Genomic DNA, 18,775 nt, shown 5'->3' on the forward strand with positions numbered 1-18,775 from the left:
TGGAACAATTCCGCGCGCCGTCCGTTCCCTCAGGACGGGTCATCGGAGGAAGGGAAAGCCATGCGACCGACAGATCTTTCGCGGCGGGATTTCCTGCAGGCCGCTGCGGCCGCCGGGGTGGTGGCGGCAGTCGCGCCGCTCGGCATGGCGCGGGCCGCGGTCCAGGGTGGGCGGTTCGTGCCCCCGTCGGGGTGGTATGACGGCCAGCGCGCCCGGTTCCGTGCCGACGGGATGGGAAAGGTCACGGGGGAGAAGACCTTCTCCATCGACATCCGCGCCCGTGACATGCCCGGCTGGCCCGACAGTCAATCCCACGCCTTCCTGTTGCGCGCGGCGCGGACGGACCGGGTATTCGAGGGCATCACGCTCGATCCGCTTGAGCCCGGACTGCGCCCCGATGTCCTGATCACCGCCGAAGAGCTTGCCCGCGACGGCGTGGCGATGGTCGAACCCGACTTCTATGGCGCCCTGCTGCTGCGGGCCGGAACCGCGCCGGTCTACCTCGGCCAGCCGCTCGCCCTTCTGGTCTATCACGATTATGCCCGGTTCCGGCTGGCCAAGCGCCGCATGAAATTCAACGAGGATGGGGTCCGCTACGGCGCGCCGGTCCAAGAACCCGACCGCGCCCCCTATGGCGGGGCGCGCTTCGTCCGGATCGGCGGCGGCACCCCCGTTGCACGCGACGTTTTCTCACCGCTGAAGGACACGGTGCTCTTCGCCAATTTCGACAAGAAGCGCAGCATCTGGCCCGTCCCCGACGAAGCGGGCGATGCCGGCCAGCGGGCCATGGCTCATGCCGAGGCTCTGCGCGCCGAACTGGAAACGCCGCCCGAGGGCTGGCAGGTCTTCCGGCAACGCTACAGCAGCCAGTACATCGATCCCGCCGCGATGGAGATGGATAACGGCAATGCCTGGTACGACGAGGCGGGAGAGAGGCTGCATGTCGTGACCGGCACCCAGTCTCCCTATACCAACGCCAACCACATCCTGCAGATGGTGTCCGACAGCCACTTTGGCCTGCGCGAGCTGAAGTTCCACGCAGGCTACACCGTGGGCTACGGGCAGAAGGAACATCACGCTTTTCCCTATTACGTCGCCATGGCCGCGCTATACGGACAGGGGCGGCCGGTGCGGCTGGCGCTGGACCGGTGGGAACATTTCCAGACTGCGCTGAAGCGCCATCCCTTCGACATCGAAACCACGATAGCGGTGGACTTTGAGACCGGCCAATTCAGGTCTCTCGCCGCCGATCTGGAAGGCAACGGCGGCGGGGTGCGGAATTTCAGCCCCTCGGTCGGGCAGGTGGCCGCCACGGCGCTGCAGTCGATCTATTATTTCCCGCAAAGCGACCTTGCGGTCAAAGTCGCGGCGACGCGGGCGCCAGCGGCCGGGTCGATGCGCGGCTATGGCACCACGCAATCCATGGCCACGACGGAAATGCTGGTCGACGAGATTGCCGAGGCGCTGCGGGTGGACCCGATCGAGCTGCGCCGCCGCAATGTCTTCCGCAGCGGGATGAAGAACACGCAAGGCGCCATTCCGGCAGGCCATCTGCGCATCGACGAGCTTCTGGAAGCCGCCGGGCGAGACCCGCTATGGACCGAGCGCCGCAGTGCCAAGCTGGCCTATGATGCCGCCCATCCGGGCCATCTTTACGGCGTGGGTTTCGCGGCCGTGCAGAAGGATTACGGCACCGGTGCCGAAGCCGCGCTGTGCCAGATCGAGATTGGCCGTGACGGCAAGGTAACGCTGCGTCATGTCGCCTCGGAAATCGGCTGCGGGTCGACCACCTCGCAGATGCTGGTGCCGCGCGACCACCTGGGCCGCCCCGCCGATGCCGCCGAATTCGCGGTGGTGGACTGGCCCGACCTGCCTCTGACCTCGAACGACGAACCCTATACGATGAGCCAGGAGGATCAGGACGCTGCCAAGGCAGACCCGCACTGGGTGCCGCGCATCACCTCACCGCGCTCGGCCTCGAACTCGGCATACTACTTCTCGCACGCCACGCGCGAAGCGGCGCGCATCCTGTTCGAGGAGGGTCTGTGGCGCGCGGCGGTGTCGATCTGGTCCGAAGGGATCGGCGGCGGGCAGGCGCGGCCGCTGGTCGTCCGGCGCGAGAATGCCGAATGGCGCGATGGCCAACTGGTCGCGGGCGGGCTTGAACCGCTCGACATCGGTCGGCTGGCGCAGCGGGCGCATGACCGAGGGTTCGTGACCGGCGTCACGGTGCACACGTTCAACCGCTGGGCCTGGGCGACGGCCGAGTTCGACCTGCCGGGCGGCAGGCGGCTGGAGGCACCGATTGACGCGCTGTCGCTGCGCTATGGCGACGGCAATGCGCAAAGACAGGCGGCGGACCTGTCAGAGCGGGGATACCGGTTCCTGCCGCGCAGGCGGGTGTCCTACCCGCCGGTGCAGCGCACCAACGCCGCCGTGGTCTACTACGCCCCGGTCGCGACCATGGTGGAACTGGCGGTCAACGCGGGGTCGGGCGAGGTCACGATCCTGTCGCACAAAAGCTGGATGGAGTGCGGGAACATGATCGTGCCGGAACTGGTTTCGGGCCAGTTGCAGGGCGGCATCGCCATGGGCATCGGCCACGCGCTGTACGAAGACATGCCGCTTTACGAGGACGGGCCGGGCAACGGCACCTGGAACTTCAATCGCTACCGCCTGCCGCGTGCCCGCGACGTCGCGGTCTGGACGCAGGAAGGTCAGGTCCTGCCGCCCACCTCGCGCGACGATCCGCCCAAGGGCATCGCCGAGGTGGTGATGATCCCGGTCATCGCCGCCATCGCCAACGCGGTCCATGACGCTACCGGCGCGCGGTTCCGCCACCTGCCGCTTACCGCCGACAGGATCAGGGAGGCCATCACATGACGGTCAATGTCAGCATGACGATCAATGGCGAGGCTGTCGGACCCGTCGAGATCCCCGAAGATCTGATGATGGCGGAATTCCTGCACGAGTACCTGAACCTGACCGGCACCCGCATTTCCTGCGAACAGGGTGTCTGCTATGCCTGTTCGATCATCGTCGACGGGGCGGAGGGCGGCCGGATCATGCCCGCCTGCGTGACCGGCGCGCTTTGGTGTGACGGGCGGTCGGTGCGCACGATCGAAGGCCACGCGACCCGCGACGACGAAGGCCGCATCACCGCCCTGTCGCCGGTGCAAGAGGCATTCCTGACCCACTTTTCCTTCCAGTGCAGCTATTGCACGCCCGGCTTCGTCAATGCCGCCACCGTTCTTGTCGAACGGCTGGGCCGCCAGCCGGTCCCGCGCGCGCGCCTTGAGGATGAGATACTCGAGGCGATGAACGGCAACATCTGCCGCTGTACCGGGTATGTCCGCTATCTGACCGCTGTGCGCGACGTGATCCTTGCGACGCCGGGTCTTGTGACCGGGGACGAGGGGGACGCAGCATGAAACGCGTTCTTCTGGTTCTGGCGGGTCTTTTCGTCGCCGTGATCGTGGGGCTGGTGCTCCTGTGGTTCGCGGTCGCCGGGCCCGGCCCGGTCCCGCCGGCCACCGTCAGCTTCACGAGCCTTGCGCCCGATGAACGCGCCGCCCTGGCGCGCCGGGGCGAATATGTCGCGCGGGCGGCCGATTGCATGGCCTGCCACATGTCGCCCGAAGAAACCGAACTGGCCGGCGGGCTGCCGTTCGAGACGCCGGTGGGCACCTTCTACGGCACCAACATCTCCTCCTCGCGCCGCCACGGAATCGGCGACTGGACCGCCGACGACCTTTACCGTTCGCTAGTCTGGGGCATCGGCGAGGAGGGCGAACACCTTTATCCCTCCATGCCCTATACGGCCTATCACGGCATGACACGGGCGGACGTCGATGCGCTTTGGGTCTATCTGATGCAGACCCGGCCTATCGAAAAGCCCAACATCCCGCACGATCTGGTCTTTCCTTTCAACATCCGCCCGCTCATTGCCTTCTGGAACATGCTTTACCGGCCCGACGACCGGCCCGGCGCGATGGCCCGGGTCGGGGATCGCGGCGAGGGCTGGCACCGGGGCCGCTATCTGGTCGATGTGCTGGGCCATTGCGGCGAATGCCACACGCCGCGCAACCTTGCCTTCGCGACGACCGGGCCGCATTTGTCGGGCGAGGTGCTGGAAGGCGCGCTGGCCCCAGATATCACACCCGACGGATTGTTCGCTCGAGGCTGGAGCCCGCAGGATTTGGCGCAGTTCCTGGCGACCGGCCTGTCGCCGCAGGGCACGCCCTCGTTCCGCATGTATTCGGTGCTGGACCATTCCACCCGTTATCTCGCGCCTGCGGACATAGACGCAATGGTCGCCTATCTGTTCGACGGGCGGACCGATGTCGAGGCGGCCCCTCCGGTCGCCGTCGCCGCCGACCGGGCCGGCGATGGCGAAGGGCATCGGCTGTATCTTGGCCTTTGCGCGGGCTGCCACGGCAGCGACGGGCAGGGGCGGCCTTTCTCGGCCGTGCCGCTGCAGGGCAACACGACGCTGATGTTCGACAATCCCCGCAACCTGATCCGGGTGATCGACGAAGGCATCCCGGCGCGGAGGCTGGGCGGCATGATGAGGATGCAGACCATGCCCGCCTTCGGCGACACGCTGTCGGCCGATCAGATGGCGGCGCTGGTGAACCATCTGCGCGAACGCTGGGGCGGGCGCGGCACCGAGGTCACGGCGGGCGATGTGGCCGACGTGATCGATGACGATGACTGAAGAGGAGAGCCGGCCGTCCGCAGCACACGGACGGCCGGGAGGCACCGTCCAAGACGAACGCGCGCTGCCCGGGGCAGCGCGCGTCATTCCGGTGGGAACAGTGGAAAGTCGTCGACCGATGCGGACGCTGCCCGGCGGTACGCCGCCGGGCAGGGGGGTCATTTCGACCGCTGCTTCGACGCCGAGTTGTCCGAGCTGCTGCCCGACTGCGAGGAACCCGGCGATTGCTTGACCCGCAGGTTGTTCTGCACATGGCTGATACCGGAAACGGACTCTGCGCAATCCTCGGCCCGGCGCTTGTCCTGGCGCGATCCGACGGTGCCCGAAAGGGTTGCCTCGCCCCCGGAAACCGAGACCTCGATCTCGGTCGCGTCCAGGCTGTCATCGTCCTGCAGGCGATCGTTCACATCTTCGGTGATGCGCTCGTCGGACCGGGAATAGTTTTTCGGGCCCTTGCCGCGATGGCCTTGTCCGGCCATCTCGCCGTTGCGCGAACCCGAGGATCCGCCATAGCCCGACGAACCGCCGTCGCCTCCAAGACGCCGATGCCTGCCCTGATCGTCGCCCGACCAGTTGCCGCCACCCAGGCCGCCACCGGTGTTCTGGTCGCCGTAATCCTGCGATCCGTATTGCCGGGACAGACCCTCGCTCATGCGGCCGCCACCCCAACCTTCGGTGCCGCGCCCGCCCGAGCGCCAGTCGCTTTGCCCGCCGCCCTGCCAGTCACCGCTGCGGTCCCGTCGGCCGTAGTCCTGACGACGATAATCCGGCTGACCGCGCCCCGCACGCCGGTCATACTCTCCGCCGTCAGCATAGGTCTGGTCCTGACCGTAGCCGCGGCCACGATCATCGTCCCGGTCATACTCGTGACGCGCCTGCCGCGCAGCGGGATAGTCGCGACCTTCACCCGATGATCCGTAGCCGCGCTGCGCATTGCCATGACCGCGGTTAAGCTCCTCGTCCTGATGCCGGTCGCGCCCGTGGCGTTGGTCGTTTCTTTCATCCATGTCGTAACGTGCCAATTCTTCCTCCAGTTGTAGTGCCGACGCGATGCGAGGGCATCGCGCGTGCAGGGTCCGTGCGTTCGAACACGACGCCCGGAGAACAGGTCGGGACCGGTTTTGTTCCGCACCCGCCCACCCCCTGAAGAAAGCTTCCGCTCTGCTCGGGTCTGCGACGAAACCTGACGCCGGGGAACAAATCTCGGGAAAGGCGGTTGCCACAACGATTCACACGGAGGCAGCAATGAGAGTGACAACCCAACGCAGAGTCGTCGAGGTGACGCCGACGGAATCGGCATATGTCCGTCGCGGCGTTCCAGCAACCGCCCATGTGGCCGGGCATCCGGTGCATGCCGCACTCGTCCCGTTCCCGATCGTTTGCTTCACGCTCGCGCTTCTGACCGACGTCGCCTACTGGCAGAGCGGAACGCTCATGTGGCAGCATTTCTCGGCCTGGCTTCTGTTTGTCGGCATCGTCATGGGCGGCCTGGCCGCCCTTTTCGGCCTTGTCGACATGCTCTCGCGTGATCGCCTTCGGTCCGACAGGAACGCGATCGTGCACGGGGTCGGCAATGTCATCGTGCTCCTGCTCGCGCTGGTCAACAACCTGGTGCATGCGCGTGACGGCTGGACATCGGTGGTGCCTTGGGGGCTGACGCTGTCGGCGCTGACCGTCCTGGGGATGATTGTCACGGTCTGGTTCGGCCGCGACATGGTATTCCGCGAAGGCGTGGGGGTCCGGTACGATGTGTGACAAGCTGCCCGCCGCCCTTGCCGCCGCCCTTGCCGTTGCCCTTGTCGCCGCTCCACTCATGGCACAGAGCATCGACCCAATCGACCAGATAGGACCGGATCCGGTCCTGCCCGAACCGGAATCGCCACTGTTGGTCGGTATGAAGGTTGCCGAAGTCATCGGCTGGCAGGATGACGAGACGCCAGAGGTGCCCGAGGGCCTGACCATCACCGCCTATGCGCGCGGCCTTGTCAATCCGCGCACCGTCTACACCCTGCCGAACGGCGACGTTCTGGTCGTGCAGGCGCGCGGTCCCGGCGGCAAGCCGAAACCGCGCCCGAAGGACTGGATCCGCGACTGGATCATGGCGATCGCCCATGGCGGCGGCGGGGGGCCGCAGCAGGAAAGCAACCTCATCACGCTTCTCAGGGACGGGGACCGCGACGGCACGGTGGACGAGCGCTACGACATCCTGACCGGCCTCAACTCGCCCTTCGGGGTCGCGTGGTACGACGGCACGCTCTATGTCGCGGCCACCGATGCGATCCTCGCCTATCCGTTCCAACTGGGACAGACCGAGGTCACCGCGGAGCCGGTTGAACTGACGCCGCTGCCGGGCGGGCCGATCAACCACCACTGGACCAAGGATCTGGCATTGAGTCCGGATGGCGAACATCTCTTTGTCTCGGTCGGCTCGAACTCGAACGCGGCCGAGCGTGGCATCGAGGCCGAAAAGCAGCGTGCCGCGATCTGGGAAGTCGACCGCGAGACGGGTGCTTACCGCGTCTTTGCAACCGGCCTTCGCAATCCCAATGGCCTGTCCTTTCACCCCGAGACCGGCGTCCTTTGGGCCGTCATCAACGAGCGGGACGAGCTGGGGCCGAACCTTGTGCCGGACTATCTGACATCGGTGCAGGATGGCGCATTCTACGGCTGGCCGTGGAGCTATTATGGCGATCACGTGGACGAGCGGGTCTATCCGCCGCGCCCCGACATGGTGGCGAAGGCGATCAAACCCGATTACGCGCTGTCGAGCCATGTCGCGCCGCTGGGTCTGACCTTTTCCAACGGCTCCGCCATGCCTGACCCCTATGCCAACGGCGCCTTCATCGGCGAGCACGGCAGCTGGAACCGCGACAATTTCAACGGCTATCATGTCGTCTATGTGCCTTTCGAGGGCGGCCAGCCATCTGGCATCGCGCAAGAGGTGGTGACGGGCTTTCTGGCCGGTGACCAGGCGCGCGGGCGTCCGGTGGGCGTCGCGATCGACGGAACCGGCGCGCTGCTGGTCGCCGATGATGCCGGCAACACCGTCTGGCGCGTGTCGGCAGCCGATGGCCGCGTCACCGACGGGCCGGTTGGCACGGATGAACGCGCGCGCGGGCAGCGGTGCGGCCGAACCTGCCGAACCAGGAGCGGCTGAGCCGGACGGCGCAGCAACCGCACCGGAAGATGGCGAAGCTTCCGACGTCGGCGGGCAGACCGAAGAGCCGACAGGCACAACGCAGCCCTGACCGGCCCGTCACGCCCTGTGTTTGCAGTTACGAGTGCGGGAAGGCGGAAGCCTCGTACGCCTTCCCTTTTCCTCTCCCGGGTGCATTCGCCCCCTCTCGCGGCGGGCCTGCCCGGCGGGTCAGTCGCCCACACGCCCCAGCGCGTCGACCACCAGCGCGCGGGCCCGGTTCACCCGGCTCTTTATGGTGCCGACGGCACAGCCGCACAATTCTGCGGCATCTTCGTAGCTTTCCCCCAGCATCACGACCAGGATCAGCACCTCGCGATATTGCTCGGGCAAGGACCGGATCACCGCCATCAGTTCGGTGCCGAACACCGACCACTCCTGGGTGGCCGGGGTCGAGACGGTGAGCGAGGCACAGTCGTTCGGCATCGTGCGCTCGCGTTTGGCGGCGTGGACGCGGTTGAAGAAAGTGTTGCGCATGATCGTGAACAGCCAGGCGCGCAGGTTCGTGCCTTTCTGGAACTTGTCCTCGTTCGCGATGGCTTTCAGAAGCGTGTCCTGCACAAGGTCGTCGGCGTCGGGACCGTTCTTCGTCAGCGACCAGGCATAGGCCCTTAGCGTCGGCAGGAGTTCGATCACGCCGTCAAGCGTATCGGTAGGCTTGTCGGCATGCATGATTGTTTCCACCCTGTCCATGGTGCTCAACGTACGATCTCGCGCAGGGTTCCGCGCAAATGAGGGACAGGTGGGGCGCAGACGATGCCGCGCGCTTCTCTGAGCGGTATGACGCTTGTCCCGGAAGCATGAATGTTGACGAACTGTTCACACCCAAGATACGCTGCAATCCGCGATTGCGGGCAGCTTGTCTAACGCGTCCCAGGTTGCGTCCTTGATCGCCTGCAAGGTCGCGACGTGAAGGAGCTGCCATTTTGAAGCGCGCGCAACAGGTCGGAAACAGGTCGCAGCGTTCCGGTGCGCTTGGCGCGGCGCAGCCGCAGGCAGTCTGGAGTGAAGCGCGAACGGGCGCGGGATCGATCCTCGGCGCCCTGACAGATGGCCGCCCTTCGGCGCTTTCCCTTGCTGCAGTCTACGTCGCCTATCTTGTCGCGGCCGCCTTCGGGCAATGGGTGATGGTCATCCCCGATGTCTCCATCACAGTCTGGCCGCCGAACGGCGTCGTCGTTGCGGCCTTGCTTCTTCATCCAAGGAAAAGCTGGCACTGGTGGATCGCCGTCGCGTTTGCGGGGGAGCTGACTGCGAATTTGGTCTGGTTTCACAACCCCACCCTGCATGCAATGGGTTATATGGCCGCCAATGCCGCCGAGGTGCTGTTCGCTGGCCTGATCCTCATCCCGTTCCTGAACCCCCCTTTGCGGCAGTTCGCAACGCTGAGGCAGGTTCTGGCCTTCCTGACCCTCGGCGTCATTCTTGCGCCGGTCGTCGGCGCGACACTCATCAGCGCCATCGACGCGCTGATCGGCAAGAACGCATTCACGGTGGTCTGGCCACTGCTGTGGCTGGGGGATGCGACAGGCATCCTGATCGCGACGCCGCTTGTCATCTGTGCGGCGGAACTCTGGCGGGAGAGAGCACGGCCAAGTGCGGCACGCACGGTCGAAGCTGCGGCCATCGGCTTTCTGCTGGTGGCCCTTACCGCCTGGCATCTGCTCAGCGATCTAGCCAATGGCTTTTTGCTGTTCATTCCGGTTCTGTGGGCGGCGCTCAGGTTCCAGTGGGTGGGCTCCAGCCATGCGGTGCTGACGCTGGCGCTTCTGATCGGCTATTTCGCGCAGGATGTGCCTGTCGCCGTCGCGACGGCCGAACGTTTTGCCCAACGCCATTCGATGCTGCAGGTTCTGGTCCTCGTCGTGGCGTCGACGGGGCTGGTCGCGGCCGCCATGATCAGCGAGCTGCGGGCGGCGGTCACGGGTCTGGCGGAGGCGAATGCGTCGCTCGAAGACCGCGTCGAGGAACGCAAACGTCAGATCGAAGCGGCCGAGAAGCGCTTTCGCGCGACCTTCGAGAATGCCGCGGTCGGCATTGCCATGGTCAGCGCGGACGGGATGCTTGCGCGTGTCAATGCTGCGCTTGCCAAGATGCTGGCCTATGAGCGGACGGAGATGGAGGGCCAGTCGCTCGATCATTTCACGCATCAGAGCGATCTGTCCCGGGGCCATGACGCCATGGACAGGCTGCGCCGCGGCGAGGCCGAAAGCTACGAGGTGGAAAAACGGTATCTGAGCAAGTCCGGCGACATTGTCTGGGCGCGCACATCGGTCAGCAGTGTCCGCAACCCCGACGGCACCATCGCCTACATGATCAAGATCATCCAGGACATCACCGATCGCAAGCATTCCGAAGAGATACGCCAGCTTCTGATGCGGGAGGTCAACCACCGCAGCAAGAACCTGTTGGCGACCATCCAGGCGATCGCGCGGCAAACGGCGTCGAAGATGCCGCGCGACTTCATGGACAATTTCAGCCGGCGCCTTCAGGCGCTTGCCGCCAATCAGGACCTGCTGGTCAAGAGCGGCTGGGAAGATATCGACCTGAAGGAGCTGGTGCGAAGCCAGCTGGCGCATTTTGGAGGGCTTCTCGACAGCCGCATCTTGCTTGAGGGTTCGCCCGTGCTTCTCTCGCCCGCCGCCGCGCAGGCGATCGGCATGGCGATCCATGAGCTGGGCACCAACGCCGCAAAATACGGCGCGCTTTCCAATGAGGCCGGGCGCGTCGAAGTCGGCTGGAGCCTTGACGAAAGCATCTTCCGGATCGCATGGCGCGAGGCCGACGGTCCTGCAGTGACATCCCCTGCGTCCACCGGGTTCGGGACGACGGTCCTGGACATGTTGGTCAAGACCACGCTCAGCGGCGAGGTCCATATCGATTATGCCAGGGAGGGCCTCTCCTGGACGCTGCAATGCCCGCGCACATCCCTAAGGCAGCAGATGCCGCCTGACGCTGTGTGAGGCGCCCGTGCCGCTCGTGCGGCACGGGTCCCGCTTGGCCTTGCGGCTCAGGCCGCCCGGTTGAGGCGGTCTTCGGCGATCTCGGTCAGTTTCCTGTCGGCCGCCTTTTCCTCTTCCAGCGTCTGCTGAAGAAGACGCGCGCACTCCTGGTTGCCCATTTCCTGCGCCCAGGCGATCAGCGTGCCGTAGCGAGACATCTCGTAGTGCTCGACGGCCTGTGCGGCGGCCGCGAGAGCGGCATCAAGGACACGGGCGTCGGACACGTCACCGGCAATGTCGTTGGCTTCCTCGATGATGCCGTCGATGGCCGGGCAATTGACGCCTTTCGCCTCCTGTCCGATCATCCCGAACACCTGTTCCAGCCGCTGCACATGGCCCCGGCTTTCTTCAAGATGGTGCTGGAAGGCCTGTCTGAGCTGCGCGTTGTCGGCCTTTTCGATCATGTCGGGCAGCGCCTTCACGATCTGCTTCTCGGCATAGTAGATGTCGCGCAGCTGATGGAGGAAGAGGTCCTCGAAACTTTTGATGTCGGCCGAGAAAATACCCATGTCAGTCTCCGGTTTTGCATGCGCCGCCGACCCCCGTGGCCTGCGGTCCCGCGGTGAACCCTGCAAGGCGCGAATTGTTCCGCCAATATGGCGGACGTCAGCCGGTCTTCTCGCTGCCCGCCAGTTTCTGCAACGCCCTGAGAAGGGGTAAGGGCAGGTCATCGACCTTGCCGACCGGATAGGCCCGGCGCAGGTTCCCGTCGACCTGGGCCGACGGATCCTGCTGTTCCCATTCATGCGTGTGATTTGCCTGCAATGCATTCCGCCACATTTTCTGCCTCTTCTGTGCCTGAAGCATTCAAACTGGACATTGCGCCGTTTGTTCCGCCAGCCGTTCCCGCAAGGGCCGTCGGGCAAGGCCCTGCGGTTCACGATCGTGTCAACGGGCGCGTACTGTCCTGCCGTGGCATCAGTCTGCCGGAGCTTATTTTTGAAGGCGTGCGATCACGGCCGCGCCCCAGGGGCCGTGGGGCGTTCCGCGCTGCCAGTCCGGGCAGAGGTGCGCCAGGCATCCCGCCCCGCCCGTGCTTCTGGAAGAAGCAGGGTCCCTTGAGCCCGCCGGGGCGGCGGAGCGGCGACAGCGCCCGCCCGATGCGATCTTCCGGTCGCCTGCAAGCGCATAGTGCTGCACGATGGCCAGCCCTGTGCTGCCGGTGCCGGCGAAGACGGGAAAAGCCGGACCGTCCCCGAGCCAGAGGATGGCCGGGCCGCACCGGCGGACCCGCTGATCGGGGACAGGACGAAAGCCGCAGGCACCGCCGTCGAGAGGTCAGTGCTTCAGAGCACGCCGGATCAGACCGGTCGCCTCGGCCTTCTGGGCCTGACGAACCAGAGCCTCCAGAGGTTTTTGCAAGACGGGGTGACGAAAGCGTGGGCTTCATCCGGAAAGGCCGAAATCCGTGTCAGCTCACAAGGAACTTTTTCCGCTCGCATCGGTTTCTGTGCTGTCGGCTTTCCTCCCTCAGCCGGCACACCGGGAATGAGTGCTCCCCGCTCTGCCCCTGAACCGTCGGCCACCTCCTCGCGTGGTCGACGGTTCTACTTTCACCATCCCGGCGCGCCCGATCCGTCGGCAGCAGGTCTGACACACAATGTCTGAACCAGGGCGGACCGGCAGACGCCTGGCGTCGCAGACAACCCGATGAGCAGGACTGACATGGACCTGTCCGAGCTACTGGCCAAGCACGATCATGGCGAAGCGCAGAGATGAAGGCGCTGGAACAGCTGTTCGCCGCCTTGGCACCGTGGGTTCGGAAGCTCCGCATCGCCGGCGTCGGAACCGCGCGCGTTCACCCTTTGCAGGATCATCCCGCCGTCAGATGGCAAGGGTTCGGGCAGGTGCGACCCGATGACATGTCGGGGCAGACGATGCTGGCGGTCGGCTGCACCGCCGGTTTCCATGCGATCGACCTGGCGCGCCGGACGGCGGACAGGGCCTTGGCGATCGACAGCGATCCGCGTTATCTGCGGCAGATGTGCGCCTGCGACGTGGCGCAGCCGGACGAGATGGTCGATCTCTTGATACTCTTGCGGGTTTTCCAACACCTGCGCCACCCGCGTCTGGCGGTGAAACTTCTGTGGGACCATGTGGCGGACGACCGACATCTCGTCCAGTCGATGCACCGCGGTGCGGGCTTTGCGGTTGCGGCACATCCCGAGACGGGCGGATGATGCCCCGCGTCGTCAGCGCCCTGATTGCCGATACGCTCGCAGGCGCGATGCTGGGGGCGGTCTTCCTGGCGGTCGCGGCGTATTTCGACCGGACCGGACTGGCGCAGGCGATCCTGGACCTGCCGCTGCCGCTGTTTCTTCCGGTCATCGCCGGGGCCTTGCTGCCGTTCGCCGCCGGTTTCGCCGCGACCGGCCTTGACTGGCGCAGCGCGCCGGACGAGCGCTGAGCAGGCGCCTGACCAACAGGGCTGGAACTTTCCCGCCTGCCCCCTGTTTCTGTCTGTCACTCGATCAGGAGAAACAGGATGCGCTTTTCAACGATCTTTCCGGCATTGCTGATTGCGGCGCCGGCCCTTGCCGCCGAGGGGGATGCGGTGCGGGCAGAACTGTCCGGCGACGGTATCGAAGGCACCGTCACGATGACCGAAACCGCCTCGGGTGCGGTTCTGGTCCGGATTGATGCAAAGGGTGTTCCCGAAGGTATGCACGGCTTTCACGTTCATGAAACGGGCCTTTGCGAAGGCAGTTTCGAAAGTGCGGGCGGCCATATCGCCGCCGGGCTCAATCATGGTGTCGGGGCCGAGGGCGGGCCACATCCCGGTGACCTGCCGAATCTCCATGCCGCCGCCGACGGGATCGTGCGCGCCGAATTCTTCACCCGCGGCTTCAGCCTGGGAACAGAGGGCGCCGAGCGGATCAGGGATGACGACGGCTCGGCGGTGATCCTGCACGCCGACGCCGACGACTATGCCAGCCAGCCCTCCGGCAAGGCAGGGGACCGGATCGCCTGCGGGGTTCTGGAAGCGGGTTCCTGAGCAAGGGCCGGTTCAAAGAAGCGTGGCGGCCAGGGGTTCTGGCCGCCGCCTTTCCTTTGGGTGCCTCCGACTGCCCGCCTCCGACTGCCTGCCTCCGACGCTGCGGGAAGGATGGCGGCTGGGGCTTGTCCGGCAGCGAGGCCGACCAAGACTGATGGACCGGGCGAGCGCGGTTCTTGTCGAAGGCCTCCGCCCGGCGCGGCGCGTCAAGTCGCCTCGCCGCTGTCAGGTTTGCCGCCCCGTCGTGGTCTTGGTCGCGGCAGACGAAAGGTCGCTCATGCCGCGGACGCGCAGGTTGTTCTGGACATGCTGCACGCCGCTGACGCTGTCGGCGCAATCCTCGGCGCGCCGTTTGGCCTGCCGCGATGCCACGAAGCCCTCCAGTGTGACTTCCTGGTCTTTCACCTCGACCGTGATGTCAGAGGCGTCGAGCCAGTCGTCGTCTGTCAGGCGGTCGTTCACATCCTCTTCCAGGCGGCTGTCGGACCGGCGGTAATTCCTGGGTCCGCGCCCCCTGTGATCTTCCCGGCGTCGCTCGCCGGCGGCCTCGTCGCCGAACCAGGACGATATTTCGTCACCTGCGCGTTCGAGAACGCCACGCTCGTTGTCTCTGTCCCGGTCTCCCGACCAGCGGTCCCGGCCATAGCGGTCCCGGCTATAGCGTTCCCGGCCGGGATAGAGCCCACGATCATACCAGCCTGCGCCCAGATAGCCGCCCGGTATGCCGGGGTAGAAGCCTACGGGATAGCCGTAGCCGGGATAGCCATACTGGTCGCGATCCCCACCTTCGGGACCGGCAACCCGATCGCGGCGGTAAGGGTCGTTGCGGGCGGCTTGGTCCTGATCGCGCCAATCACGTCTGTTCATCATGTGCCTCCGATCTTTGGGTGGGCTGAACAGCCGACTGGCGAATTTGTTCCCCGCCCCGGCGCGCCCCGCCCCGCCCCGAGACCTGCTTTGGCACATTTGCGTCGGACGCCGGTTTCCCCACCGCCGGGCGGAGCTGCCGCCAAGCCCGGATCAATCCGGTATCTGGTGGCTGTCGCCTTTGCGGGGGCCGCCACCCCTCGGATCGTCACGACCACCCGAGAGCAGCGTCGTGCAGGGCACCCGCCCGACGGCGCGCCCGAGCCACTCTGGCGCTCCTGCGCGGCGGCCACCGCTTCATCTCGCGTCGGTGCGACAGGTTCGGATCGGCCGCTTTCGTCGCCCGCATCCTTTTGAGCCGCGCCATCTGCCTGCGCGGCCCCAGGGGCATCCGGAAAGCCCGGAAGGCGCCAAGGCCCGGCAACGGCGTTCTGCTGCATCTGTAGCGCAACGACCCCGGCCCCGGCGCACGAGGTCGGAAGATCTAGCCCTTGTCCAGATCGTGCCTGCGCAACAGCTGCTGCAATATCCGCGCCAGTTCCAGAAGCCTTTCGGGCTGTTCCTCTTCAGCGATGTCTCGAAGTCGGCGCTTCAGCTCCACATTCCAATCGTCCGGCCCATCGTCCGTCCTGCTATTCCTGTTCATCGCCGCACGCACCCGCTTGCCCTGTCCCAAAGGCATTAACGGGAGCAGCTCGCACGGATCAACATCTTTCGTCTTGCGATCTGCTGCCGGGCTGCGGGCGAGGGTATTCAGCAACATGTCGCAAGAGCGGGTGTCACAGCAACCAGGCAGAAGCGGCGAGCAGGAAGCAGAACGCGAGGACGAGCCAGAGGATGGGCGGCAGGACGGGCGACAGGACGGGCGCCTGATGGCGGGGCACGCCCGGCTCAGGGGAAGCGGGCGCGCGGCCCACCTCTTCGCTTTCGGCCAGTCGGACCTGCTCGTCCGTCGGGGGCGTGCCCGCGGCCTCGGCGTCGGTCCCAAGCGGCGCCGCCGCCGGATCGGGATAGTCCACCTTGTCGGCGGCATTGCCCGTGTCGATCGCGCGGCGGAGACGCGCCGCGCCGGCGGCATCGGCATGCGTGTCCTCTTCGGGCCGGCGCGGGTTCCGGCCCTGGTTGTCTTCGATCATTGCATCGCTCCTTGGCTTCGAACGGGGCAGGTGAACCGGAGATTTGGGTGATTGTTCCGCATCGATTGCGGACCCGGAACAATGCCGCCGCGTGGTTGTTGGCCGGTCCATGCACACACTCATGCCGTATCTGTTCGATGGCTTCGCCGGTATCCTGAGGACGATCGGTGTCGGGGCGCTGGCCTATCTCCTCCTGATCCTGTTCCTGCGGGTTTCGGGAAAGCGGACCCTGTCGAAGATGAACGCCTTCGATCTGGTGGTCACCGTCGCGCTCGGCTCGACGCTGGCGACTGTGCTTCTGTCCCGCGACGTGGCCCTTGCCGAGGGTGCCGCCGCCTTTGCCACGCTGATTGGCGGTCAGTACATCATCACCTGGCTTTCGGTCCGCAGCCGGTCGGTCCGCAGGCTGGTGAAATCGGAACCCGCGTTGCTGGTCAGTCGCGGTGCCTTCCTTGACGCGGCGATGATGCGGTCGAGGGTGACGCAGGCAGAAATTCACGCCGCCATGCGGGCCGAAGGAATAGCCGCGTTGCAGGATGTGGGCGCGGTGCTTCTGGAAACCGACGGCAGCTTCACCGTCCTGGCGGCGCGAAACACGCCCGAAGGGTTCGCGGGCCGGTTCGCTTCGCGGCGGACAGGCCCGGTCCCGGGCGCGGAGGACGGGGGAACATAGCGGCCGCCGCGCCGGTTCCCCTGCAGGATCAACTTCAGGAGGCTCGAATGGACCTGCAACCCGGGGCGACCTTTCCCGACTACATCCTTCCCGACCATACCAGGACGCCGCGTCGCTTGTCCGACCTTCAGGGCGACCAGCTGATGGTGGTCGTGCTGACGCGCGGCTTCTTCTGCCCCAAGGACCGCCAGCACATGATGGAACTGGTGCGTTTCCATCCGCAACTGGTGGTCGGCTATACCCAGGTCGTGACCATTACGACCGACGACTGGCACACGACGAACAATTACCGGCAGCAGACGTCCGCCCCCTGGCCTTTCCTTCATGACGAGGACCGGATCGTCCAGAAGGACCTTGCCATCAAGGAATATACCGACAGCCAGCACGACGTGATGATCCCGCATACGATCGTGCTTGGCCGGGGCCTTGAAGTGTTCAGGGTCTTCAACGGCTATTATTACTGGGGGCGGCCCTCGATGGCGGAGCTGCACGGCGTTCTGCGCGATCTTGCCCGGCAGACCTACCGCGACTGGGACATCACCGAGGCCGGGCTGCGCCGGAAATGGGAGGCGGGCGACAGGTCGGCCTTCTATCCCTATGGCGAGGGCTCGGTGTCCATGCACGAGCTGATGCTGGAAATGGCCGGGGCCGTCGACCAGTATGCGGGACGCGCGGCCAGGTCCGACTGACGGTTGCCCGGGTCCGGGTGGTCGCAGTCCGTGCGCTTGGTCAGCCGGATCGGCGCGGCGCCCTTTGCTGTTCCCGCGCGCGAGATGAGATCGACGACGAAGATCGGCCCCGACCGAACCAGGCGCCGCCGCGACCCGTCGCGTGCGGGACCTGCTTCCTGTTCTGGCGGCGCATTTCGCGACGATCCCCTGCAGACAGGCGATCCAGTCCGCCATGAGCGGGACCTCCACCAGAAGCTGCAGAACCTTGGAATGGCCGCGACATCCATCCGGCCACAGCCTGTCCGCCACCGTCTGCCGTCCGGGCCCGGCAATTCCTTCGGGAACAATTGCGCCCGTAAATGATTGTGGGCTGAACCAATTGACAGGAGTTCTACTGATGCGGACCATGGATGTTGTCTCTTTGATCCTTGTGATCGTCGGAGGATTGAACTGGCTGCTTGTCGGCCTTTTCGAATTTGATCTCGTCGCTGCGATCTTTGGCGGTCAGCTCGCGGCCCTGTCGCGCATCGTCTACGTGCTGGTCGGCGTGGCCGCGGTCTGGCTGATCTTTGCAGCGCCGCGCCTCGTGCCCGGCCACCGGGCACCGCCTGTCTGACGCCGCCGACCCGCCGCGGTCGGTCCCGAGGACGGTCGCGGCGGGCATTCACCCCTGCGTATGTTCGGGTTTTCCCTTCCGAGGGGTCGAGGCCATCTCCTCAAGCTCTGCTTCGGACATGGAATCGTACATCTCCCGCGAAGCGCCCTGCAGGTCGCCTACCTTCGTCTCGCCTCGTTTGGCCGACAGGGCTGCGCCCGCAGCCTTTTGCTGGGCCTTCGATTTCGCTGGCATGAAAGCTCTCCCTGTTTGATCGGCATGGAACAAGAGCAGAGACCATTTGTTCCCGCCCTGGAAAAAATGGTGCCCAGAGGGGAACAATTTCAACTCGAAGTGGTTCGAGCAGATCACGACACCGTTAAAGATGGAGTCGCTTATGCCGGATGCAGCAATGACGACCGCCCTCCACACGATTTGCAGATGGGTCGATGCGCGCGACGATCAGCCCGCGCGCAGACCCGGCACGGGTGACCAGGGCATTCTCGGAACAGAGTCCAATCCACCCGGCGAAGACCTGGAGCCGACGGTCTGGGCTGAGGTTTCCGCCGTTTTCGACGGTCGGCAGTTCAGAGGTCTTCATCAGCAGGAAACCGAGGCCGACGCCAGAAGCCGACGCGACAAGTGCGTCGACCGCCAGGACCCGGGCGCGAGTTGAGGCCGTCGGCGGGAACGGGGGAAACCCATGGGGTGATGCCGCCAGACTGCGGTAGCCCGGCGCGCGGCAGGGCGTCGTCGCCCTATCGCGCGGCCTTCGGAGGGCTGCCCATTGCAAAGCCATTCGGCCTGCCACGCGACGTCAACCTGCGCGGTGCGAGAGGCCGCAGCTGGCACGGCCGGAAGCTGATCGAAGAGGAGCTTCCCTGCCAGCTGGGCGGGAGAATGACGTTCGAGCCCCTGCCGCG

General features: G+C 65.8%; 21 protein-coding genes. 13 read left to right on the plus strand and 8 right to left on the minus strand.

What is annotated here, in order from left to right:
* Positions 1-60 precede the first annotated feature (60 nt).
* Genes P0645_RS11750 through P0645_RS11760 form a run of 3 tightly spaced genes read left to right on the plus strand, consistent with a single transcriptional unit; the run spans position 61 to position 4,717 of the window.
* Positions 61-2,883 (plus strand): xanthine dehydrogenase family protein molybdopterin-binding subunit, encoded by a 2,823-nt coding sequence (locus tag P0645_RS11750; protein ID WP_284164770.1) that lies wholly within the window; start codon positions 61-63, stop codon positions 2,881-2,883.
* A complete protein-coding gene (locus P0645_RS11755; RefSeq protein ID WP_284164771.1) occupies positions 2,880-3,431 on the plus strand; it encodes a (2Fe-2S)-binding protein in 552 nt (183 codons plus the stop codon). The genes P0645_RS11750 and P0645_RS11755 overlap by 4 nt, the downstream gene beginning before the upstream one ends.
* Entirely contained in the window at positions 3,428-4,717 is a 1,290-nt protein-coding gene (locus P0645_RS11760) for a cytochrome c (RefSeq protein ID WP_284164772.1), read from the plus strand. Before P0645_RS11755 ends, P0645_RS11760 begins: the two co-directional genes overlap by 4 nt.
* 158 nt (positions 4,718-4,875) lie before the next feature.
* On the opposite strand, the gene P0645_RS11765 is transcribed toward P0645_RS11760, so the two are convergent.
* Positions 4,876-5,739, minus strand: a complete 864-nt coding sequence (locus P0645_RS11765; protein WP_284164773.1) for a BON domain-containing protein — start codon at positions 5,737-5,739, stop codon at positions 4,876-4,878.
* A gap of 223 nt (positions 5,740-5,962) precedes the next feature.
* On the opposite strand from P0645_RS11765, the gene P0645_RS11770 reads away from it, so the two are divergent.
* On the plus strand, positions 5,963-6,472 hold the full coding sequence (locus P0645_RS11770) for a DUF2231 domain-containing protein (protein ID WP_284164774.1): 510 nt from the start codon (positions 5,963-5,965) through the stop codon (positions 6,470-6,472).
* Positions 6,465-7,874 (plus strand): PQQ-dependent sugar dehydrogenase, encoded by a 1,410-nt coding sequence (locus tag P0645_RS11775; RefSeq protein ID WP_284164775.1) that lies wholly within the window; start codon positions 6,465-6,467, stop codon positions 7,872-7,874. The genes P0645_RS11770 and P0645_RS11775 overlap by 8 nt, the downstream gene beginning before the upstream one ends.
* 210 nt (positions 7,875-8,084) lie before the next feature.
* Here the strand turns inward: P0645_RS11775 and P0645_RS11780 are convergent, their stop codons facing one another.
* Positions 8,085-8,585 carry a sigma-70 family RNA polymerase sigma factor gene (locus P0645_RS11780; RefSeq protein WP_284164776.1) on the minus strand — a complete coding sequence of 167 codons (501 nt, stop codon included), beginning with the start codon at positions 8,583-8,585 and terminating at the stop codon, positions 8,085-8,087.
* Positions 8,586-8,839: 254 nt separating this feature from the next.
* Between P0645_RS11780 and P0645_RS11785 the strand changes: the two genes are divergently transcribed.
* Positions 8,840-10,876, plus strand: coding sequence for an MASE1 domain-containing protein (locus P0645_RS11785; RefSeq protein WP_284164777.1), 2,037 nt, complete (start codon positions 8,840-8,842; stop codon positions 10,874-10,876).
* A 47-nt stretch (positions 10,877-10,923) separates the two neighbouring features.
* Here P0645_RS11785 and P0645_RS11790 read toward each other — a convergent pair whose 3' ends face one another.
* Positions 10,924-11,424, minus strand: coding sequence for a YciE/YciF ferroxidase family protein (locus tag P0645_RS11790; RefSeq protein WP_284164778.1), 501 nt, complete (start codon positions 11,422-11,424; stop codon positions 10,924-10,926).
* Positions 11,425-11,521: 97 nt separating this feature from the next.
* Positions 11,522-11,695 carry a hypothetical protein gene (locus P0645_RS11795; protein ID WP_284164779.1) on the minus strand — a complete coding sequence of 58 codons (174 nt, stop codon included), beginning with the start codon at positions 11,693-11,695 and terminating at the stop codon, positions 11,522-11,524.
* A gap of 935 nt (positions 11,696-12,630) precedes the next feature.
* Here P0645_RS11795 and P0645_RS11800 point away from each other — a divergent pair.
* The 3 genes from P0645_RS11800 (at position 12,631) to P0645_RS11810 (ending at position 13,910) form a co-directional block, all read left to right on the plus strand.
* Positions 12,631-13,095, plus strand: a complete 465-nt coding sequence (locus P0645_RS11800; RefSeq protein ID WP_284164780.1) for a class I SAM-dependent methyltransferase — start codon at positions 12,631-12,633, stop codon at positions 13,093-13,095.
* Positions 13,092-13,322: a hypothetical protein gene (locus P0645_RS11805; protein ID WP_284164781.1), complete on the plus strand. Its 231-nt coding sequence runs from the start codon at positions 13,092-13,094 to the stop codon at positions 13,320-13,322. Before P0645_RS11800 ends, P0645_RS11805 begins: the two co-directional genes overlap by 4 nt.
* 78 nt (positions 13,323-13,400) lie before the next feature.
* Positions 13,401-13,910 (plus strand): superoxide dismutase family protein, encoded by a 510-nt coding sequence (locus P0645_RS11810; RefSeq protein ID WP_284164782.1) that lies wholly within the window; start codon positions 13,401-13,403, stop codon positions 13,908-13,910.
* A 225-nt stretch (positions 13,911-14,135) separates the two neighbouring features.
* On the opposite strand, the gene P0645_RS11815 is transcribed toward P0645_RS11810, so the two are convergent.
* From P0645_RS11815 to P0645_RS11825, 3 genes are all read right to left on the minus strand, one after another.
* Complete coding sequence (locus P0645_RS11815; protein ID WP_284164783.1) at positions 14,136-14,777, minus strand: BON domain-containing protein; 642 nt, start codon at positions 14,775-14,777, stop codon at positions 14,136-14,138.
* Positions 14,778-15,261: 484 nt separating this feature from the next.
* A complete protein-coding gene (locus tag P0645_RS11820) occupies positions 15,262-15,540 on the minus strand; it encodes a hypothetical protein (protein WP_284164784.1) in 279 nt (92 codons plus the stop codon).
* A 16-nt stretch (positions 15,541-15,556) separates the two neighbouring features.
* Positions 15,557-15,913 (minus strand): hypothetical protein, encoded by a 357-nt coding sequence (locus P0645_RS11825; protein ID WP_284164785.1) that lies wholly within the window; start codon positions 15,911-15,913, stop codon positions 15,557-15,559.
* Positions 15,914-16,034: 121 nt separating this feature from the next.
* Here P0645_RS11825 and P0645_RS11830 point away from each other — a divergent pair, with 121 nt between their 5' ends.
* From P0645_RS11830 to P0645_RS11840, 3 genes are all read left to right on the plus strand, one after another.
* Positions 16,035-16,586, plus strand: coding sequence for a DUF421 domain-containing protein (locus tag P0645_RS11830; RefSeq protein WP_284164786.1), 552 nt, complete (start codon positions 16,035-16,037; stop codon positions 16,584-16,586).
* A gap of 47 nt (positions 16,587-16,633) precedes the next feature.
* Positions 16,634-17,275, plus strand: a complete 642-nt coding sequence (locus P0645_RS11835) for a redoxin domain-containing protein (protein ID WP_284164787.1) — start codon at positions 16,634-16,636, stop codon at positions 17,273-17,275.
* A gap of 379 nt (positions 17,276-17,654) precedes the next feature.
* A complete protein-coding gene (locus P0645_RS11840; RefSeq protein ID WP_284164788.1) occupies positions 17,655-17,873 on the plus strand; it encodes a DUF378 domain-containing protein in 219 nt (72 codons plus the stop codon).
* Between the two features lie 48 nt (positions 17,874-17,921).
* Here P0645_RS11840 and P0645_RS11845 read toward each other — a convergent pair whose 3' ends face one another.
* Positions 17,922-18,107, minus strand: a complete 186-nt coding sequence (locus P0645_RS11845; RefSeq protein WP_284164789.1) for a DUF3008 family protein — start codon at positions 18,105-18,107, stop codon at positions 17,922-17,924.
* Positions 18,108-18,153: 46 nt separating this feature from the next.
* On the opposite strand from P0645_RS11845, the gene P0645_RS11850 reads away from it, so the two are divergent.
* Positions 18,154-18,528 (plus strand): hypothetical protein, encoded by a 375-nt coding sequence (locus tag P0645_RS11850; RefSeq protein ID WP_284164790.1) that lies wholly within the window; start codon positions 18,154-18,156, stop codon positions 18,526-18,528.
* Positions 18,529-18,775: the final 247 nt, after the last annotated feature.

Source organism: Frigidibacter sp. SD6-1 (assembly GCF_030143255.1).
Lineage (GTDB): Bacteria > Pseudomonadota > Alphaproteobacteria > Rhodobacterales > Rhodobacteraceae > TMP-24.